The sequence below is a fragment of the Ruegeria sp. YTSA108 genome (assembly GCF_059610185.1).
This window is the reverse complement of sequence record NZ_JBXWND010000007.1, coordinates 180,197-197,796: the sequence shown is the minus strand read 5'-3', so window position 1 is coordinate 197,796 and position 17,600 is coordinate 180,197. Positions and strand designations below refer to the sequence as shown.

The 17,600-nt window shown below is 55.6% G+C and carries 14 protein-coding genes; 5 read left to right on the top strand and 9 right to left on the bottom strand.

The genetic code is table 11. From position 1 onward, the window contains the following. Nucleotides 1-304 precede the first annotated feature (304 nt). Complete coding sequence (locus AC2FHW_RS12345; protein ID WP_142639090.1) at nucleotides 305-1,696, bottom strand: aminotransferase family protein; 1,392 nt, start codon at nucleotides 1,694-1,696, stop codon at nucleotides 305-307. 243 nt (nucleotides 1,697-1,939) lie between these two features. Between AC2FHW_RS12345 and AC2FHW_RS12340 the strand changes: the two genes are divergently transcribed. Then, a complete protein-coding gene (locus AC2FHW_RS12340) occupies nucleotides 1,940-3,568 on the top strand; it encodes an acyl-CoA synthetase (RefSeq protein WP_496821988.1) in 1,629 nt (542 codons plus the stop codon). Here the strand turns inward: AC2FHW_RS12340 and AC2FHW_RS12335 are convergent. The 7 genes from AC2FHW_RS12335 to hmgA all read right to left on the bottom strand — a co-directional run bounded on the left by AC2FHW_RS12335 (nucleotide 3,565) and on the right by hmgA (nucleotide 10,226). Next, nucleotides 3,565-3,900 carry a DOPA 4,5-dioxygenase family protein gene (locus tag AC2FHW_RS12335; protein WP_142639094.1) on the bottom strand — a complete coding sequence of 112 codons (336 nt, stop codon included), beginning with the start codon at nucleotides 3,898-3,900 and terminating at the stop codon, nucleotides 3,565-3,567. The genes AC2FHW_RS12340 and AC2FHW_RS12335 overlap by 4 nt on opposite strands. Nucleotides 3,901-3,988: 88 nt before the next feature. Continuing rightward, nucleotides 3,989-4,627, bottom strand: coding sequence for a maleylacetoacetate isomerase (gene maiA, locus AC2FHW_RS12330; protein WP_282022213.1), 639 nt, complete (start codon nucleotides 4,625-4,627; stop codon nucleotides 3,989-3,991). A gap of 19 nt (nucleotides 4,628-4,646) precedes the next feature. Next, complete coding sequence (locus tag AC2FHW_RS12325; RefSeq protein ID WP_142639098.1) at nucleotides 4,647-4,844, bottom strand: DUF2783 domain-containing protein; 198 nt, start codon at nucleotides 4,842-4,844, stop codon at nucleotides 4,647-4,649. A 5-nt stretch (nucleotides 4,845-4,849) separates the two neighbouring features. Further along, complete coding sequence (locus tag AC2FHW_RS12320) at nucleotides 4,850-6,460, bottom strand: FAD-dependent oxidoreductase (RefSeq protein ID WP_496821987.1); 1,611 nt, start codon at nucleotides 6,458-6,460, stop codon at nucleotides 4,850-4,852. A gap of 127 nt (nucleotides 6,461-6,587) precedes the next feature. Further along, nucleotides 6,588-7,538, bottom strand: coding sequence for an MBL fold metallo-hydrolase (locus tag AC2FHW_RS12315; protein ID WP_496821985.1), 951 nt, complete (start codon nucleotides 7,536-7,538; stop codon nucleotides 6,588-6,590). Nucleotides 7,539-7,548: 10 nt separating this feature from the next. Next, nucleotides 7,549-8,805 (bottom strand): fumarylacetoacetase, encoded by a 1,257-nt coding sequence (gene fahA / locus AC2FHW_RS12310; RefSeq protein WP_271951488.1) that lies wholly within the window; start codon nucleotides 8,803-8,805, stop codon nucleotides 7,549-7,551. Between the two features lie 65 nt (nucleotides 8,806-8,870). Continuing rightward, entirely contained in the window at nucleotides 8,871-10,226 is a 1,356-nt protein-coding gene (gene hmgA, locus AC2FHW_RS12305; RefSeq protein ID WP_496708280.1) for a homogentisate 1,2-dioxygenase, read from the bottom strand. Nucleotides 10,227-10,284: 58 nt separating this feature from the next. Between hmgA and AC2FHW_RS12300 the strand changes: the two genes are divergently transcribed. From AC2FHW_RS12300 to AC2FHW_RS12285, 4 genes are all read left to right on the top strand, one after another. Next, nucleotides 10,285-10,737, top strand: coding sequence for a MarR family winged helix-turn-helix transcriptional regulator (locus AC2FHW_RS12300; RefSeq protein ID WP_142639108.1), 453 nt, complete (start codon nucleotides 10,285-10,287; stop codon nucleotides 10,735-10,737). Nucleotides 10,738-10,798: 61 nt separating this feature from the next. Then, nucleotides 10,799-12,037, top strand: a complete 1,239-nt coding sequence (locus tag AC2FHW_RS12295; RefSeq protein ID WP_271951484.1) for an adenylate/guanylate cyclase domain-containing protein — start codon at nucleotides 10,799-10,801, stop codon at nucleotides 12,035-12,037. A gap of 262 nt (nucleotides 12,038-12,299) precedes the next feature. Continuing rightward, nucleotides 12,300-13,691 carry an MATE family efflux transporter gene (locus AC2FHW_RS12290; protein WP_271951482.1) on the top strand — a complete coding sequence of 464 codons (1,392 nt, stop codon included), beginning with the start codon at nucleotides 12,300-12,302 and terminating at the stop codon, nucleotides 13,689-13,691. Further along, a complete protein-coding gene (locus AC2FHW_RS12285; protein WP_271951480.1) occupies nucleotides 13,688-14,119 on the top strand; it encodes a glyoxalase superfamily protein in 432 nt (143 codons plus the stop codon). Before AC2FHW_RS12290 ends, AC2FHW_RS12285 begins: the two co-directional genes overlap by 4 nt. Before the next feature lie 1,091 nt (nucleotides 14,120-15,210). Here AC2FHW_RS12285 and AC2FHW_RS12280 read toward each other — a convergent pair. Next, the gene (locus AC2FHW_RS12280) at nucleotides 15,211-17,487 is read right to left on the bottom strand and encodes a serine/threonine-protein kinase (protein ID WP_271951479.1); all 2,277 of its coding nucleotides are present in this window, start codon (nucleotides 17,485-17,487) and stop codon (nucleotides 15,211-15,213) included. Between the last annotated feature and the right edge of the window lie 113 nt (nucleotides 17,488-17,600).

Below are 17,600 nucleotides of genomic sequence, written 5' to 3'. Positions count from 1 at the left end.
GATCAGACATGTTCACCGCTCGTTTTTGAACCGTGAATCACGCCGCAAAACGGAAATCAATGGGTCCTGACCCTAGACAATATGCAATGGAAACAAGAGGCAGATCAGGGGCTAATTCGGGGGTCAGTTGCACCGCTTACGCTCAAAGAATACATCAACGGATTCTACAACCCGGGCCACCGACATTCAGCACTGAGCGGGAGCATCCGGTCGCATATTGAGGGTTCGGGCATCCGTATTGAGAAAAAACCGACGCAAGCAGCGCCGGTTTTCATAGTCTCATCCTAAGAGACTGCTAACGGTGTCAGCCGAATACACGCCCCAGTGCGCCATCGACAGCATCGGTGATTTGGTCGATGTCATCCGCGGTGGCAATCAGCGCTGGTGAGAAGCACAGAGTGTTGTTCCGACCGGGGACCGAGCGGTTGGTGACGCCGATGATCACGCCTTGCGCCATGCAGTCGGCCACAACGGCCTGGGCAAGCTTCTCATCAACTGGCTCACGGGACGCGCGGTCTGCGACCAGCTCAGCACCCAGGAACAGGCCCTTGCCGCGGACGTCGCCGACGACCTTGTGCTTTTCCATCAGCGCCTGAAGGTTGCCCGTCATCCGGTCACCCATAGCGACACAGTTGGCCAGCAGGTTCTCATCCTCGATGATCCGCATGTTCTCGATCGCGGCCGCTGGACCGGCGGTGCAGCCCCCAAAGGTCGAGATGTCGCGGAAATAGCCCATCGGGTCCGAGGCGTCTTCTTTGAACATGTCAAAGACTTCCTCAGTAGTTACCATGCAGGCGATGGCGGCATAGCCCGAGGCGACACCCTTGGCCATGGTCACGAAATCCGGCTTCACACCATATTGCTGATACCCGAACCAGGTACCGGTGCGGCCAACGCCACAGACGACCTCGTCGATATGCAGCAGGATGTCGTACTTCTTGCAGATCTCCTGCACACGCTGCCAATAACCCTCGGGCGCTTCGATCACGCCGCCGCCTGCGGTCACGGGCTCAAGGCACAGGGCGCCAACCGTATCCGGGCCTTCGCGCAGGATCACCTCTTCGATCTGATCCGCGGCCCATTCGCCGAAATTCTCTTCGGGCGCACCGTCCAGCTCGTGCTTGCGGTATTCCATGCAATGCGGCACGCGGATGAAACCGGGGGCGAAAGGCCCGTACTGCGCGTTGCGCTCGTCCTGACCACCTGCCGACATCGCTGCCAGGGTCGAGCCGTGATAGTCGCGGTCACGGTACAAAATCTTGGTCTTCTTGCCACCGTATTTCTTGTGGGCGATTTGGCGAACCATCTTGAACGCCTTCTCATTCGCCTCGCTGCCCGAGTTGGTGTAATACACGCGGCTCATGCCAGGCATTTTCTCGATCAGCTTTTCGGCGAACAAAGCACCTGGGATCGAGCCCGCCGAGTTGGCGAAATAGCACAGCTTCATCAGCTGGTCGTAAACCGCCTTACAGATCGATTCGCGGCCATAGCCGACATTCACAGTCCATACGCCGCCCGATACAGCGTCCAGATGCTCTTTGCCTTTTTGATCCCAGACACGCATGCCCTTACCTTCGACAATGATGCGCGGGTCGTTGGTTTCAAAGGGTTTATGCTGGATCAAGTGGTGCCAAATATGGGCGCGGTCGGCTTCGACGACGCGGGAAAGATCGTTTTCGTTGAACGTGCCGTCCATGACATGTCCTTTCAAAATTAGCGTGTGCACATCTTACAGAGGCGGTGTCGCCTCGGCTTGTATATTCGATGGCTCAGATCAGCGTGAATGGCCAGTACAAGATAGGGCCAGATCGGGTAGGTTCGTATCGCCAGTCGGGCACAGCACAGTTATTTGGCCGCCTCAGCCCGTATTTCTACGGGTTTGTCATGGGACTATGTTTGTGTTCAATTCGCGCAACTTGCGATTTGGGAGGATCCGCAGATGACAGGGGCCAACATATATGAACGCCACTTGGATCAATGCCAGGCGAATTATACGCCGCTGTCACCGCTAAGCTTTATCGAACGGACGGCGCAGGTCTACCCTGATTACCCATCAGTTGTTTATGGCGTCCGCCGGTATTCCTGGGCCGAAACCTATACCCGTTGTCGTCGACTGGCGAGCGCCCTGGATAGGCGTGGAATAGGGCGAGGAGATACAGTTTCGATCATCGCAGCAAACATCCCCGAACTGTACGAGGCCCATTTTGGCATTCCCATGGCCGGCGCCGTGCTGAACGCGATTAACACCCGGCTGGACGCGCCGATCATTGCCTTCATCCTGAACCATGCTGAATCCAAGGTGCTGCTGGTCGATCCGGAATTTTCTGCGATTGTGCAAGACGCATTGGAACAGGTTGATCACGATATTCTCGTCATCGATATCGAGGATCCCAGCTTTGATGGTGGCGAGAAACAGGGCAGTCTGACTTACGATGCGCTCTTGGCCGAAGGCGATCCCGAGTTCGCATGGTCCCTGCCAGCGGATGAATGGGATGCGATCACGCTGAATTATACCTCGGGCACCACAGGCAATCCAAAAGGGGTTGTGTATCATCACCGCGGTGCGGCCCTGAATGCCCAATCTGATCTGCTGGACTGGGGCATGCCCCGGCATTCAGTCTATCTGTGGACCTTGCCGATGTTCCACTGCAACGGCTGGTGTTTCCCTTGGGCCATGGCGGCAAATGCAGGGGTCTCGGTTTGCCTGCGGGCGGTTCGGGATGAGCCGATTTATGCCGCCTTCCGGGACGAGAAGGTCACGCATTTCTGCGGTGCGCCGATTGTTCTGAACATGTTGGCCAACGCGCCCGATCACCTTAAGGATTTCGATCACGAGATCAAAGTGATGACCGCAGGCGCTCCACCTCCGGCGGCTGTGGTTAAGAAGATGGAGGATATGGGGATCGAGGTTACCCATGTCTATGGCCTGACCGAGACTTATGGTCCGTCCGTGGTCTGCGCCTGGAAGGATGAATGGAACAGCAAAGAAGGCGAAGAACGCGCCGCTTTGAAGGTTCGTCAGGGTGTGCGGTATTCGGCCCTGTCCGGCCTTATGGTGGCCGACCCGGATACGTTGGAACCCGTGCCTGCGGATGGCGAGACGCTGGGTGAGATTTTCATGCAGGGCAATGTTGTCATGAAAGGTTATCTCAAAAACTCCGATGCCACGGACAAGGCGTTCCGGGGCGGCTGGTTCGCCTCGGGCGATCTTGGGGTGATGCATGCGGATGGATATGTCGCACTCAAGGACCGGTCCAAAGATATCATCATCTCAGGAGGTGAGAATATCTCATCGGTTGAGGTTGAGGATATCTTGTACAAGCACCCCGTCGTGATGGAGGCCGCCGTGGTCGCCCGCCCCGATGACAAATGGGGCGAAACACCCTGCGCCTTTGTTGAACTCAAACCAGATGGGCAAGCGACAGAAGCAGAGATCATCGCGTTCTGCCGGGACAACATGGCCCATTTCAAGGTGCCTAAGACGGTGGTCTTCGGTCCTTTGCCAAAGACCTCGACCGGCAAGATTCAGAAGTTCAAGCTGAGAGATCAGGCGAAGGCGTTGGGTTAAAGCTGGTCGAAGATCGACAGATCCAGATCCAGCATCTCACCCATCCAAATGGCGCGGTCGCGGTGGTCTGCCAGATGCTCGCCGGTTTCGGGATGGGTGAATATCGTCAACCCTTGCCGATTCAGCGTCAGCCAGGGAATGACCTGATCAAATGCGTCGGCTGCAAAGCCCAACTGGCAGCTCCACCTTGGATGTGGGCCTACATTGCGGGCGTGCATCCGCCCCATTGCAACTGGGAACAGGCGCACTGCTTCTTCACAGAGCTGCCGGGCGGTATCCTGCGTTTCTGCATCGAAATAGACATGGGCGTGATAGCCGATGATTTCGGGCATTGGGGCCTCCTGCATTTTGTTTTGAAGAACGTAAGGCAGGGGTCAGGCAATTCCCATTCGCATCGTCACACAGACCCTGTGCAGAGGATCAGGTGGGGGCGTGTTGATCGGGATGCGCTGCGGCAAAGGCTGGGTGTTTGGCGCAGGCGGCCTCGACGCCCAGGATACGGGGCAGGTCGGTCAGATCGACCTGATAGCGGCGGGCATTGTACATCTGTGGGATCAGGCACAGATCAGCCAGCCCTAGCTGCGGCCCAGTGCAATATGGGGTCTGTTGGAAACCGCCCAACTGGGCTTCGAACGCAAGCAGACCCGGTCGTATGAAATGGTTCATCCAGTTGCCAGGCATGCCTTCTGCATTCCCACTGAGCGCGGTTGCATGGCGTGCGACTGACAAATTGCAGACTGGGTGAAGATCAATGGCTATCGTTTGTGCCAGCGCCAGTGCTTGTGCGCGAATACCGGGTTCCGCAGGAAGCAACCCCAGACCCCGTGTCATGTCCAGATAGTCGATGATTGCCAAAGATTGCGTCAGCCGCAGCCCGTCAATCTCAAGCACAGGAACCAGCCCCTGCGGGTTGCGCCTCAGATGAGCGTCAGATTTGTGATCTCCGGCGACAAGATCGACAGACACCGCACGATAGGTGATGCCAGCCAAGTTTAATGCGATCCGCACCCGGTAGCTGGCCGACGAGCGCCAATAATCATACAGAACTACGCCACTCATCGCTGGCCTCCTGTTTACGTCAATTCTCGTTCAGCTTGGCGGCTTTCAGGGCTTCAGACAACACCTCGGCATTTCCGATATGGTTGGCTAGCACCAGTACCAGCCGCGCATTCAGCGCGTCGCTGTCGGTTTTATCCAGCCCGTCATGGGCGGCGATCAGTTCAAAATAGAAATCATCTGCATTGTCCAGATTAGGGGTGAGGATCAGTTGGGTCATCTCGCTTACTCCTTACCGGTGGCCCTGCGGATCGCCTGCCGGAATGCGTTTTCTTCGTACGTATCACGGCGGGCGGCCACGTGTTGATCGGGACGGATCAGATAAACCGCGCTGGTGGCATCCCCCAGATAGCGGCGCTTGAGCGCCAGGGTCGGATCGTCCTTAACGGACAACGCCAAGCGGGTTGCCTGAACCCCGTCTTCCTCAAGAGTGTCTGGTGCGTCGGCGTCAATCGTCAAAAGGGTAAACTTGCCCGCGAGTTTCGGCAGCAGGAACGCGGCGCCGAGGGGGGCATCCGGACACGCAGCGCCGGGACGGGTAATATCTGGCCCGTTCAGCGCATCTGCGGAATTCAACGACGAGCCCGCATAGGTACAAGGTGTGCTCAGACGGCCGGAATTCACCAGAGGGCGCGCGAATTCGTAGTGCTCGCCCAGGTCAAGAACGGCGTCGCGCAACAGGCGGGACATCTGGGATTTCGGCGTGATGAAGTCGGTCGAGCGACTGGAATAGGCAATATTCTCATCAGCGGCCTGCACCCGTTCATGGCTGTAGCTATCCAGCAAATAATCGGGCGCTTTTCCGTCGATAACCAGCTTCAGCTTCCAACACAGGTTGTCCGAATCCTGCACACCCGAATTGGCCCCACGCGCACCAAACGGGCTAACCTGATGGGCGCTGTCGCCGGCAAACAGGACCCGGCCATACCGGAATCGCTCCATCCGGCGACACTGGAAGGTATAGATCGAGACCCATTCTAAATCGAATTCGACATCTTTGCCCAGCATCTCCTTGAGGCGCGGGATCACATTCTCGGGCCGTTTTTCCCGTTCCTTGTCGATATCCCAACCCAGTTGCAGGTCAATGCGCCAAACATTGTCAGGCTGTTTGTGAAGCAGGGCGGATTGCCCCCTGTTGAACGGTGGATCAAACCAGAACCAGCGTTCGGAAGGAAAGTCAGCCTCCATCACGACATCAGCTATCAGGAAGTTATCTTCGAACACGCGCCCGTCGAAATCCAACCCGAGCATCCTGCGGGCCGGAGAGTGCGCGCCGTCACAGGCGATCAACCAGTCGGCTTCTATGTTGTAGGGGCCTTCGGGGGTCTCTACCTCAAGCGTGACATGGTCCTCATGGGTGCCGATCGCCTCGACCCTATTGCGGCCGCGAATATCGATTGGCGCGCCTTCAGCTTGGAGTGCGCGCAAGCGGTCCACAAGGATCTGTTCTAGGTGATATTGCTGCAGATTGATAAATGCCGGATTGGCATAGCCTTGTTCTGGCTGCAAATTGAACTCATAGATCTGTCTTGTGTCGAAAAAGACCTTGCCGGTATCCCAAAGAACACCTTTCCGGACCAAGGGCTCTGCGCATCCAAGCCTGTCGGCTATGTCCAGCGTGCGCTGGGAAAAACAGATGGCCCGGCTGCCAAAGCTGACCTTGTCATTTTCGTCCAGAACGACAACCTCAACGCCCTGTTGTGCCAGATCAATAGCTGTGGCCAAGCCGATTGGCCCGGCGCCGATGACGATCACCTTGTGGCGTATTGGGGCTACGGCGTCCTGATCGGGATTTCGCGCGTAGGCGTAAAGCGGTATTTCGAAGATCTTGTTCATGGGGCTCTCCCATTGCGCTGCGCTGAGGGTCCTTTCCACCAGCCGTTCAGGCTCAGTGGTCCCGATCCCAGGGTCTCACCAATCCGTCCTGCGAAAAACGATCTGGATCAAATGCGACCGTATGTCCTTAACTCTGCAAGGCTTCCCACATCTCCAGATCTCGTTGGGCGGTCCAGATGCGCGGGGTGTCGATCCCGCGCGCCTCGTCATAGGCACGGGCGACGTTGAAGGGCAGGCAGTGTTCATAGATCGCGTAATCGGCGAATTTCGGGTCGCATTCGGCGCGCACCGCGTCCCATGCTTCTTTCAGGCTTCCTCCGCGCGCCGCAACCTTGGCTGCTGGACGATAGGTGCTGTCGACAAAATCCCGGGTGTTTTCGATGGCTGCATTGACCATGTCCTTGCCGACCAGGGCATCGCCACGGCCTGGCGCAATGGCGTCGACATCAAACCACTTGATCTCATCCAGTGTATCGCCCCAGTCGCCGAAATGCCCATCGCCGCAGTAGCAGGCCGAGTGATACTCGACGATGTCACCGGTAAACATCACATTCTGATCGGGTACATGGATCACGATATCGCCTGCTGTATGTGCGCGGCCCAGATGCATCAGGTCAATCCGACGTTTGCCCAGATACACCGTCATGGTGTCGCTGAACGTGGTCGTGGGCCAGGTCAGACCGGGAATGCTTTCGTGCCCTTCGAACAGGCGCGGGAAACGCTGGAACTCACTGTCCCAATCTTCCTGTCCCCGTTCCACCACCATCGCGCGGGCCATGTCTGACATCATGATCTGCTGCGCCCCAAAGGAGCTGGCACCCAGAACACGGACGGCGTGATAATGGGTCAGCGCCACATGCGTGATCGGCTTGTCGGTGACCGAGCGCACGCATTCGATTACCTTGTTGGCCAAACGGGGCGTCGCCTGTGCCTCGACAATCATGACACTGTCATCACCGATGATGACGCCCGAATTCGGATCCCCTTCGGCGGTAAAGGCATAAAGCCCGTCTCCTACCTCGGTGAACGAGATTTTCTTTTCCGACATGTCCCCTTGGGACGCAAATGCCTTGGCCATTTCTGGTTCCTTATCGCGAATATGGGTTTTCGAGAGCGGGCAGCACGGTTCCGGCACATTCGCCAAATCCGATCGTGTACCCTTTCCCCTTGGCCGCCCCTGTCAGGGTCAGCGTGTCGCCATCCTCGATAAAGCTGCGGCTTTCGCCGGTTTCCAGTGTCAGCGGCTCTTTCCCGCCCCAGCTGAGCTCCAGCAACGAACCGCGCTCGGGCTTTGTCGGGCCAGAGATCGTGCCGGACCCCAGCAGATCACCTGTGTTCATCGGGCAGCCCGACGTCGTGTGATGGGCCAACTGCTGTGCGGCGGAATAGTACATCTGACTATAGTTTGTTCGCGCGATTGTGGTTGCGGCCTTGCCGTCCGGAGCCATCGTGATCGACAGATCAATGTCATACAGCATCGGGCCGGTCTCTTTGAGGTGACCCAGCAACTCAAAATCCCGCTCGGGCGTGTCACAGCGGAAAGGTTCCAGCGCCGCCTTGGTCACGATCCATGGGCTGATCGACGTTGCGGTTGCCTTGGCCTGAAACGGCCCAAGCGGCTGATACTCCCACGCCTGAATATCGCGGGCGGACCAGTCATTCAGAAGGACATAGCCAAAGATATTGTCGTCTGCCTCTTGTACGGAAATTGGTCCGTCAGAGGGCGTGCCCACGATGGCGCCCATCTCAAGCTCGATGTCGAAACGACGGCTGGGAAGGAAGGCCGGAAGGTCCTGATCGGGGGATTTCAACTGGCCCCAGGGGCGGCGGATATCTGTTCCCGACACCACGACCGAAGACGCCCGGCCATTATACCCGATGGGAATATGCAGCCAGTTAGGGGGCAATGCATTCTCTGGTCCACGGAACATGGTGCCGACATTTTGGGCGTGGTGCCGACCGGCGTAGAAATCGGTATATTCGCTGACGGCAAAAGGCATGTGCAGCTCGGCATCTACCTGCGCCACAAGCAAAGGCGCGACGTCATCTTGTGCCGCGCTGCCTTCGGCCAGCAGATCCATCAGACGGTTGCGCAGGGCGGCCCAAACGGCGGGGCCTTGCTCCATCAGCGGGTTCCAGAAAGGCAGGTCGAACAGCGGTTCGTCGTCCAGAACGACCAGTCCCTCGGCCTCGGCAGCTGTGACATCAAGGATCATTTCGCCGATTGCAACACCACAATGCGGGTCTTCGCCGCCTGTCGAAAACACGCCATAAGGCAGGTTGTTCAAAGGAAAAGGGTGATCGGCAGAATTGGCCGAGCTCACCCAGGATTTCTTCAATGGCATTTTGTCTCCAAACCTTTGTCAGGGGCCAAGATTTTTCGTCGAAAAATCTGCGACCTCAATCGGAATTATTTCTTGCCCGGTGTACCGTCGAACTTTTTCTCAAGCGACGTCCAGCAGTCAATGTAATCATCCTGCAGCGGGGCCTCGGTCGCTGCAAATGATGTCAGATGCTGCGGGAACCGGGTTTCGATCATGAAGGACATCGTATTATCCAACTTATCCGGTCCAAGGTTCGAATTCGACGCGTTGTCAAAGGCATCCTGGTCAGGTCCGTGCGGCAACATCATGTTGTGCAGACTCATGCCGCCGGGAACAAAGCCCTGTGGTTTGGCGTCATACTGGCCATAGATATTCCCCATCAACTCAGACATGATGTTCTTGTGATACCAAGGGGGGCGGAACGTATCTTCGGCCACCATCCAGCGTTCGCGGAACAGGACAAAGTCGATATTGGCCGTGCCCGGTTGTCCAGACGGCGCGGTGAGTACGGTGAAGATCGACGGGTCAGGGTGGTCAAACAGGATCGCACCCACCGGGCAATATGTGCGCAGGTCGTATTTGTACGGGGCATAATTGCCGTGCCAGGCGACTACATCCAGCGGGCTTTGCCCAATCTTTGTGGTGTGGAACTGCCCGCACCATTTGACAGTGACGGTCGATGGTACCTCACGGTCTTCATAGGCCGCGATAGGTGCCTTGAAATCGCGTGGGTTGGCCATGCAGTTGGCGCCGATCGGCCCGCGTCCGGGCAGTTCGAATTTTTGCCCGTAATTCTCGCAGACAAAGCCGCGGGCAGGGCCCTCAAGAACCTCAACCCGATAGACCAACCCGCGCGGCAGAATGGCGATTTCCTTGGGCTCAAGGTCGATGATCCCCAACTCGGTCGCAAAGCGCAGGCGGCCTTCTTGCGGCACCACCAGCAATTCGGAATCGGCCGAGAAGAAATAGTCATCCACCATCGATTCGGTGACCAGATAGATGTGGCTGGCCATCCCGACCTGCGTATTCACATCCCCTGCTGTGGTCATCGTGCGCATGCCTGTCAGCCATGTCAGCCTATCTCGGGTATGAGCGACGGGGTCCCAGCGATACTGGCCCAGGCTGGTCACATCTGGGTCAACACAAGGTGCCGATTTCCAATAGGGCAGGTTGATCTTATCGTAGCGATGCGAATGCTTCACCGAAGGGCGGATACGATAGCACCAGGTGCGCTCGGGTGGGTTGGCGGTAAAGGCAGTGCCGCTCAGTTGTTCGCCGTATAGCCCATAGTTGCAGCGTTGCGGGCTGTTCATGCCCTGCGGCAGCGCACCGGGTAGGGCCTCGGTTTCGAAATCATTGCCAAAGCCGGGCATATAGCCCGGATGGGTGCCAGCGGGCGTACTGGCCTGGATCATTTTATGCGGGTCTGTCGGATGGTTCATCCTTGGCTCCTGCTGTTTTCTGCTTGTGAGATAATAGTTGATTTTGTAACTAACAAGCATGACAAAGACAGAAAGTACCGAAAGAGACGGGTTTGATCTGCTGGATTTCCTGCCCTATCTGCTGAACCGGGCAGCCGAAGAAAGCGCACTGGAATTTCAGCGTGTATACAAAGACCGCTATGGGATGCTGCGCACGGAATGGAGAGTGTTGTTTCATCTGGGCAATTACGGAGAATTGAGCGCGAAAGAAATCGGTCAACGCGCCAGGATTCACAAAACCAAGATAAGCCGCGCGGTCAGCAGGCTTGAGCAGCGCCGATTTCTTGTCAGAACCGTCAGCCAGACGGATCGCCGCGTTGAACATCTTGCATTGACCACGGCCGGACGGTCGGTTTATCGCGAATTGCGTGGTATTGCGCAGCAATATGATGCTCAGCTTGCCGCAATGTTCACAGAAAACGAGGCTACCTTGTTGCGCAAAATGTTGCGAAAGCTGGCTGATATGAATTGACCTCTGGTAATTCGAACCCTTCGCTCCCAGATGGAAGCCAGAGCGGACACAGGAATGTGAAATGACAGCCCCGAACCAAAACGCGGCAAAATCAAATGATCTGATCAACTGGCTGGTGACGCGGGGCATTGAAGGTGCCGAAAAAGAAGAATTGCTGGACGGCTATTGTACCCGTCTGATTGAACTTGGTGTGCCCCTGATGCGATTTCATGCGGCGCAATCGGCGCTGCACCCGGTATATGGCGGCACCGGATACAGCTGGTATCAAGACACCGGCGGTGATTATCAGAAATTCGAGTATTCAGAAGAGACCAGAGAAGACTGGATGAGCAGTCCTCTATATGCGATTTTACATCACGATCTTGACGGCGTCCATGAACGCATGGTCGATCAGAACGAGCCCAGCCGCTATCCATTGATCAATGAATTACGCGAAGCTGGTGCGACCGAGTATTACGCTAAAGGTGTGAATTTCGATCCGCGGTCGCAGACCTCAAAAAAAGCCGTAGATGGAGTCCTGTTGTCGTGGGCCTCGAACGCGCCGGATGGGTTTCGGGAACAGGATCTTGACCTTATCAATACGGCTCTGCCCCATTTGGGCCTGGCACTAAAGTCAGCCTCGAACGCGCGGATATCCAAAGATCTGATGCGCGTCTACTTAGGTCGGGATGCTGGACGGCGTGTTTTGTCGGGTGAAATTCGTCGCGGATCCCTACAGCAGATCGACGCCGTGATATGGAATTTCGACCTTGAAGGCTTTACCAGCCTCTCCGAGAATCTGCCCGGAATCGAGATCATCGATATGTTGAACGACTATCTGGCGGTTGCCGTTGGCGTCGTGCACGATAATGGCGGCAATATCCTGAAGTTCATGGGCGATGGACTGATGGCTATGTTCAATGTCGGCGAGATTGAAGAGGACGTGCAGGCGGCCCTGCAGGCGGTTCCCATGTTGCAGGACCGGATCGCCGAACTGAATGCGCAGCGCGAATCCGCTGGACTGCCGGTGGCCAACTTCACACTGGCCTTGCATGCGGGCGAAATTCTGTATGGCAATATCGGTTCTGAGACACGTTTGGATTTCACGGTGATCGGCCCAGCGGTGAATCAGGCCGCGCGTATCGCTGGCATGCATCGGTCCTTGGGGCAACGGATACTGATCTCGGATGACGTAGCTCGCGCGGCGCAGCCCTGCGATCAGGATCTGATCTCGGTCGGGCGCTATATGCTGCGCGGTGTGGCCGAGCCGAAAGAGCTGTTTACGGTTTATAATGTTGCCGGAACGCAATCAGGCGTTTGAGCGTCCGGTTTGAGCCCATATTAGCGATTTTCTGCAACGCGGCGTAAGTCAGCTTCCGCAAAATCGGATGCAGTCTAACCGCTTGACGACAGAAAAATTTCAGATTAGCCAACGTACAGGCTGTGGACGCCTGCCTCCCGCTGACTTTTGTCTTGGTTAAGTTCTGCGACTTAATTCTCTATCTACCTCTTTCCGCATATCGCGCGGATGGTAATGCGGGTCCCATCTCAAATTGCGCGATCAGGCAAGAGAGATATGGGATATGACTGATACCCCCACTAATACATTCACCGATGGGCCGCTTGGCACCATCTACTTTAGGACCGCATTTCCGATCATTTTCGTGATGGGGATGAATGGGCTTCTGTCTGTTGCAGATGCGCTGTTTCTGGGCATTTATGTGGGTCCTGATGCGCTGGCTGCGGTCACGTTGATGTTCCCGATCTACATGCTGATTGTGGCGCTTTCCACGCTTGTGGCGAACGGCATGTCGAGCCTTCTGGCGCGATCCCTTGGCGCGGGTGACATGAACGCCGCGCGTGCCACGTTTGCAGGCGCACATGGGCTGGCAATTGGACTGGGCGCAGTCCTGATAGTGTTGTTCCTTCTATTGGGCCAGCCAGTTGCATTGCTGGCCGCTGGTGGGTCAGAGACTTTGGCCCAGATGGGGGTGGTCTACCTGCGGATTACGGTGTTTTTCTCGCCACTGTTGTTCGTGTTGTCAGTCAATTCTGATGCGTTGCGCAACGAAGGGCGCGTGGGCTTCATGGCGGCGATGAGTCTGTTGGTTTCGATTGCAAACATCGGGTTCAACTACGTACTAATCGCCGTTCTGGACATGGGCGTCGCTGGGTCAGCCTATGGAACTGCGGCGGCACAAGCGCTCGCGTTTGCGATCATTTTTGCGTTCCGATTGTTTGGGGAAACATCGCTGCGTCCTGCGACCTTGCTGTCCCATTCCGCATGCGGAAAATGGGGGCGGATCCTCGCACTGGGTGCACCACAAAGCCTCAATTTCATTGGACTAGCTCTCGGGTCGGCCGCGATTATCTCAGCCCTGCAATGGATTGGTCGTCCGGGTTATGCCGACACAATTACTGCTTACGGGATCATCACGCGAGTCATCACCTTTGCTTTCCTGCCTCTTCTGGGCTTGTCGTTTGCAATGCAGACGATCACGGGCAACAACTATGGTGCTGAACTTTGGCAAAGGTCAGATGCAAGCCTGCGCATGGCACTTTGGGTCGCGTTTGTTTATTGCGCAATCGTACAGGTCGTTGTGATTAGCATGCCTAGCCGGATCGCCAGCGCGTTTGTAGACGACACGTCGGTCATTGCAGAGGTTGCGCGCATTTTGCCGGTAATGACATGTGTCTTTTTCCTGTTGGGCCCGTTGATGATGATTGCGACCTATTTTCAGGCGATTGGATCTGCAGGAAAGGCAGCCCTTCTAGGGCTGACAAAACCTTATGCCTTTGCGATCCCGTTGACGTTCCTGTTGCCCCTCTGGTTTGGCGAAGTTGGCATCTGGTATGCGGGCCCGCTGGCCGAAGTGATGATGTTGGGTCTCACTGTTGTAGTGTTGTGGCTCTCCGCCCAAGACCCAGAGTTAAAATGGGGTATTTTCCACACCAAAAAAGGAGTGGCGTCATGAACACGCAATTTCCGTCAGCTACGCAAGCCAAGGATCAAGCTAAGCGTTTGCGCACAAAATTGACCGAAGAAGGGGCATCGATTGGCCATGCCAAGTCCCTCGAGTTGGTCGCCCACCAACACGGGTTCCGCGATTGGAACACGATGTTTGCAGCCATCGGAAACGGACCACCCAATGGATGGGCCATCGGGGACAAGGTCAGCGGAACGTATCTATCGCAACCGTTCACGGGGCATGTGGTCTCTATTTCGATCATGAAACCAGGATGGTTCCGGTTAGAGCTGCACTTGGATGAAGCCGTAGACGTTGTCACATCCGAAGGCTTCTCAAATTTCCGCTCGCGCATTCGTGGTGTAATTGGTCCCAAAGGACATTCTGTTGAACGGACAAGCGACGGGCAGGCGCACCTTCAAATCAATTTATGCTGACTGGGAAATCCGGTTCTTAAATTTGTCAGCGGCTGTTGGCGCGATTGAAGCCGATGGCGGTCTTGTCCCGTAACCTGTGAATATGTCGTATTAGAAATTCTGCGCAATCGGCGAATGGCAGATTTTGCCGCTGTCTTGCGGCGGCGGAACCTGACCTCTTACGGAGATTTTCGTGCGCGAGCGCGCGCAGCAAAAATACCAAAGGTACAGATTGGGCTCAAAGCCGTCATCTGACAGTTTTTGTATGGTTCAAACGATCAGAAGTGGTGGTCGATGTCTGCTGTGCGGACAAACATGCCCCTGGTATTTTCCGCTCGAATGACCGCTTTGTACGCTTTGTGATCGCGGTGAAAAACATCTCTGGCGGGAAGTAGGCCTTCGGTGGTGATGTAAAACTGAACGGTTGCTGGATAAGATCAAACCTTCAATCTGACAGAAACAGTAGACTTCTTTCTGTGGAGAAAGCCTCTGATTGAGTTATGTAAATTGCAAGATTATCGAAGTCCTTTTGATCTGTTTGAAACGAACCCACGTTGTTGGCTTCGAGTACTGATTGATGGACCAAACCAAGGTTAAAAGGCCAAGAAGGTTTTTCCGTGAGGACCAAAGACGGCAATTGCCCAGCACCTGCACTCCGATTTTCTCTGGTAGGAAACTGAAAACACTGCATTTTCAGATCCTGAGTCTCTAGTATTCGGACCTGATACCGAGAGGCTTCCAAACAATAAAGCCTAGCCATCTTTTCGCATGGAAATACCGTTCATCCAACGTTCACATTCTATATATGCGCTTTTCATCTCTGCGAGCCATATTGTCCTACTGAATTTAAATACCGTTGGTTCACAGAAACAACCGACGAGTAACCATACCGCTGCTCAGAACACCGGCTTGTTCAGAGAACTTTGGCTCACTCTCACCATATACGGTGAAATGAAACATACCGGTTTCGTTATCTTTGTCTGTTACGCACGCCCAGACAGTGGTGTCGCAAACTTTTCGAAAGACTAGAACCAGTGTTATGCTTTTTCACAACCCACCTATTCAATGTGGCGTGGTCAACTCGCACACTGCGTTCAGCCATGATCTCTCTATTACTTGCCCACGTAGTGCAAGTCCGCCAGCCACAAAGAAGTGCCTCTTCTGACCGTGAACTTGAAGTCAGTCTGGCCGTCATTCAAACCTGCACGCAGAAGATCGGCAATCGTATCTTGCCCATCGATATTTTCATCTGTCGGAAAATATGCTGTCAGCTGGTCGTTCGGTTTCAGAGTTGTGCCTGGGCCTACATCTTCTGGGACATGAACCACGCTCGTAACCCATTTTCCATTCTCTGCATATTGAGTTTGAAAAACGACTCCATTCGACAAGGTCGTGTCTTGTACGACACCCAGTGTAACGTCCCGCACTTCTACACCGTCTCTTGGGTTTGAAAGCCCGATGGTCACATCCATGGTTCCCTCTTGCGAAGGAGTAGCCCCAGATTGAAGTAGAACGGCAGCGATGGAGTTCAGATCATTGATTTCAATCCCATTGACAGAGTCAATACGCAGCCCCGCGTGAACCCAAACCGGGGCCTCGCTAGCGACGTATTCCACAGTATCGGGACTATCCGCCGACGCTACAAAAGGCAGAAGAACCTTCCATTCAGATTTCACTGAAGTCGGCCCTAAATCCTGAACGATTTGAGTGGTAGTATCAGCTTCGAGATTCGCCTGATCTGTGTCGCCAGTGCTCACTTTAGCAGCAACTTCAACGCTAGCCTGCGCGCGCGATTCTGCCTCTGCCATCGCCATTGCGACTGCTTCGATCTCAGCCTGTGCTCGGGCTTGCGCTTCTGCTGCGGCTTTGGCTGCCGCTTCGACTTCGGCCTGCGCGCGCGCTTCTGCCTCTGCCGCGGCTTTGGCGGCCGCTTCAACCTCGGCTTGCGCGCGTGCTTCTGCCTCGACAGCGGCTTTGGCACGTGCTTCGGCTTCGGCTTGGGCCGCCGCCTGAGCAGCCGCTTCGGCCTCAGCCTGTGCACGAGCTTCCGATTCGGTTGCCGCTTTGGCGCGGGCTTCGGCTTCGGCCTGAGCCGCTGCCTGAGCTGCGGCTTCGGCCTCAGCACGCGCTATGGTCTCTGCCTGCGCGCGGGCTTCGGCTTGGGCCAGTCGTGCCTCGGCTTCTGCGACCCGTGCGGTGGCATCTGCGATTGCTTCTGCTGTCGCCGCTGCTTCGATCTCAGCTTGGGCGCGGGCTTCAGCTTCGGCAGCCAAAACGTCCTCTTGCGTTGCTTGTGGCTCGGAGGATGGTGAAAATGCTCCGATGGCCAGCACGCCGACTACGGCACCTACAACTCCAAATGCCAGCAGCCCGCCGGTTATTGCGACACGGTTGATTCCGCCGGATGAAGAGACCGCAACTCTAACATCCTGTTCAACGGCGGTCGGTTCGGTCAAGTGATCTATCGCCTCGAGCCACTCATCAGCGGTTTGAAAGCGATCCTTTGGCATCGCCGACATAGCCTTGTCGAGCGCTTCGAGAAAGACGTCATCATACTTATCAAAGCGCCCCTGCAAAGGTTTGCAAGGATCGGGCTTTTGCTCGGCAATCGCAGAGACCCGAGTCTGGCTGTCTGGCGCGCGCTCTCCGGTGATCACATGATAGAATGTTGCCGCCAAGGAATAGAGGTCGCTAAACGGTCCTTGCACGCCGTCAGTGACATAAAATTCCTGTGGGGAATAGCCATCCTTGACTGCGCGTAAGGCAGACAAAACTCGGTTTGTTTTCCTATTTTGCTCGCGTGCAGCACCAAAATCAATCAATACAGGTATCTTGTTTGGTCCGACCAGAATGTTGTCAGGCGATATGTCCCGATGCAACATCCCTTGCTTGTGCATAAATGCGACCGCATCCAGAATCTGCCGCAGGATCGACATGACATCGGCTTCGTCCAGCTGGGTTTCAGCGTCGTCGATTGCGTCCAAAAGATCCGGGCCTTCAACGAAGTCCAGTGCCATATAGGCGGTGTCATTGTCCTCAAAGACTTGGTGCACGCCAACGATATTGGGGTGATCCATAGTTGCCAGGCGCTGTGCTTCGTTGATGAAGTGCCGCACAATCTGGCGAAGATCTTCTTTGTGTTTTTGCACACGAGCCTTCACCAGCAGATTCTGTCGGCGCGCGAACATGGCTGGAAAACACTCTTTGATGACCACCTTGCGGTTGAGACTGTCATTGGCCAGATAGGTAATGCCGAAGCCGCCGCTGTTCAGGTAGTGGTCAATTTTGTACTGACCATGCAACAACCGGGCGCCGGCAGGGAGATCATCTGCGGAAGAGGCTCCGATCATCTGACCCGTATCTTCATCACCAGTCGTTACTAGTTTCATTACGTTGCCCATGCCTCGTCCCGTCCGTTATCGTCCCTTGCACATCAGGAATTATTCAATTTCCAATCACAAAACGTTTCTCAGTTATACACACTCTTTACGCGAGTCCGTTT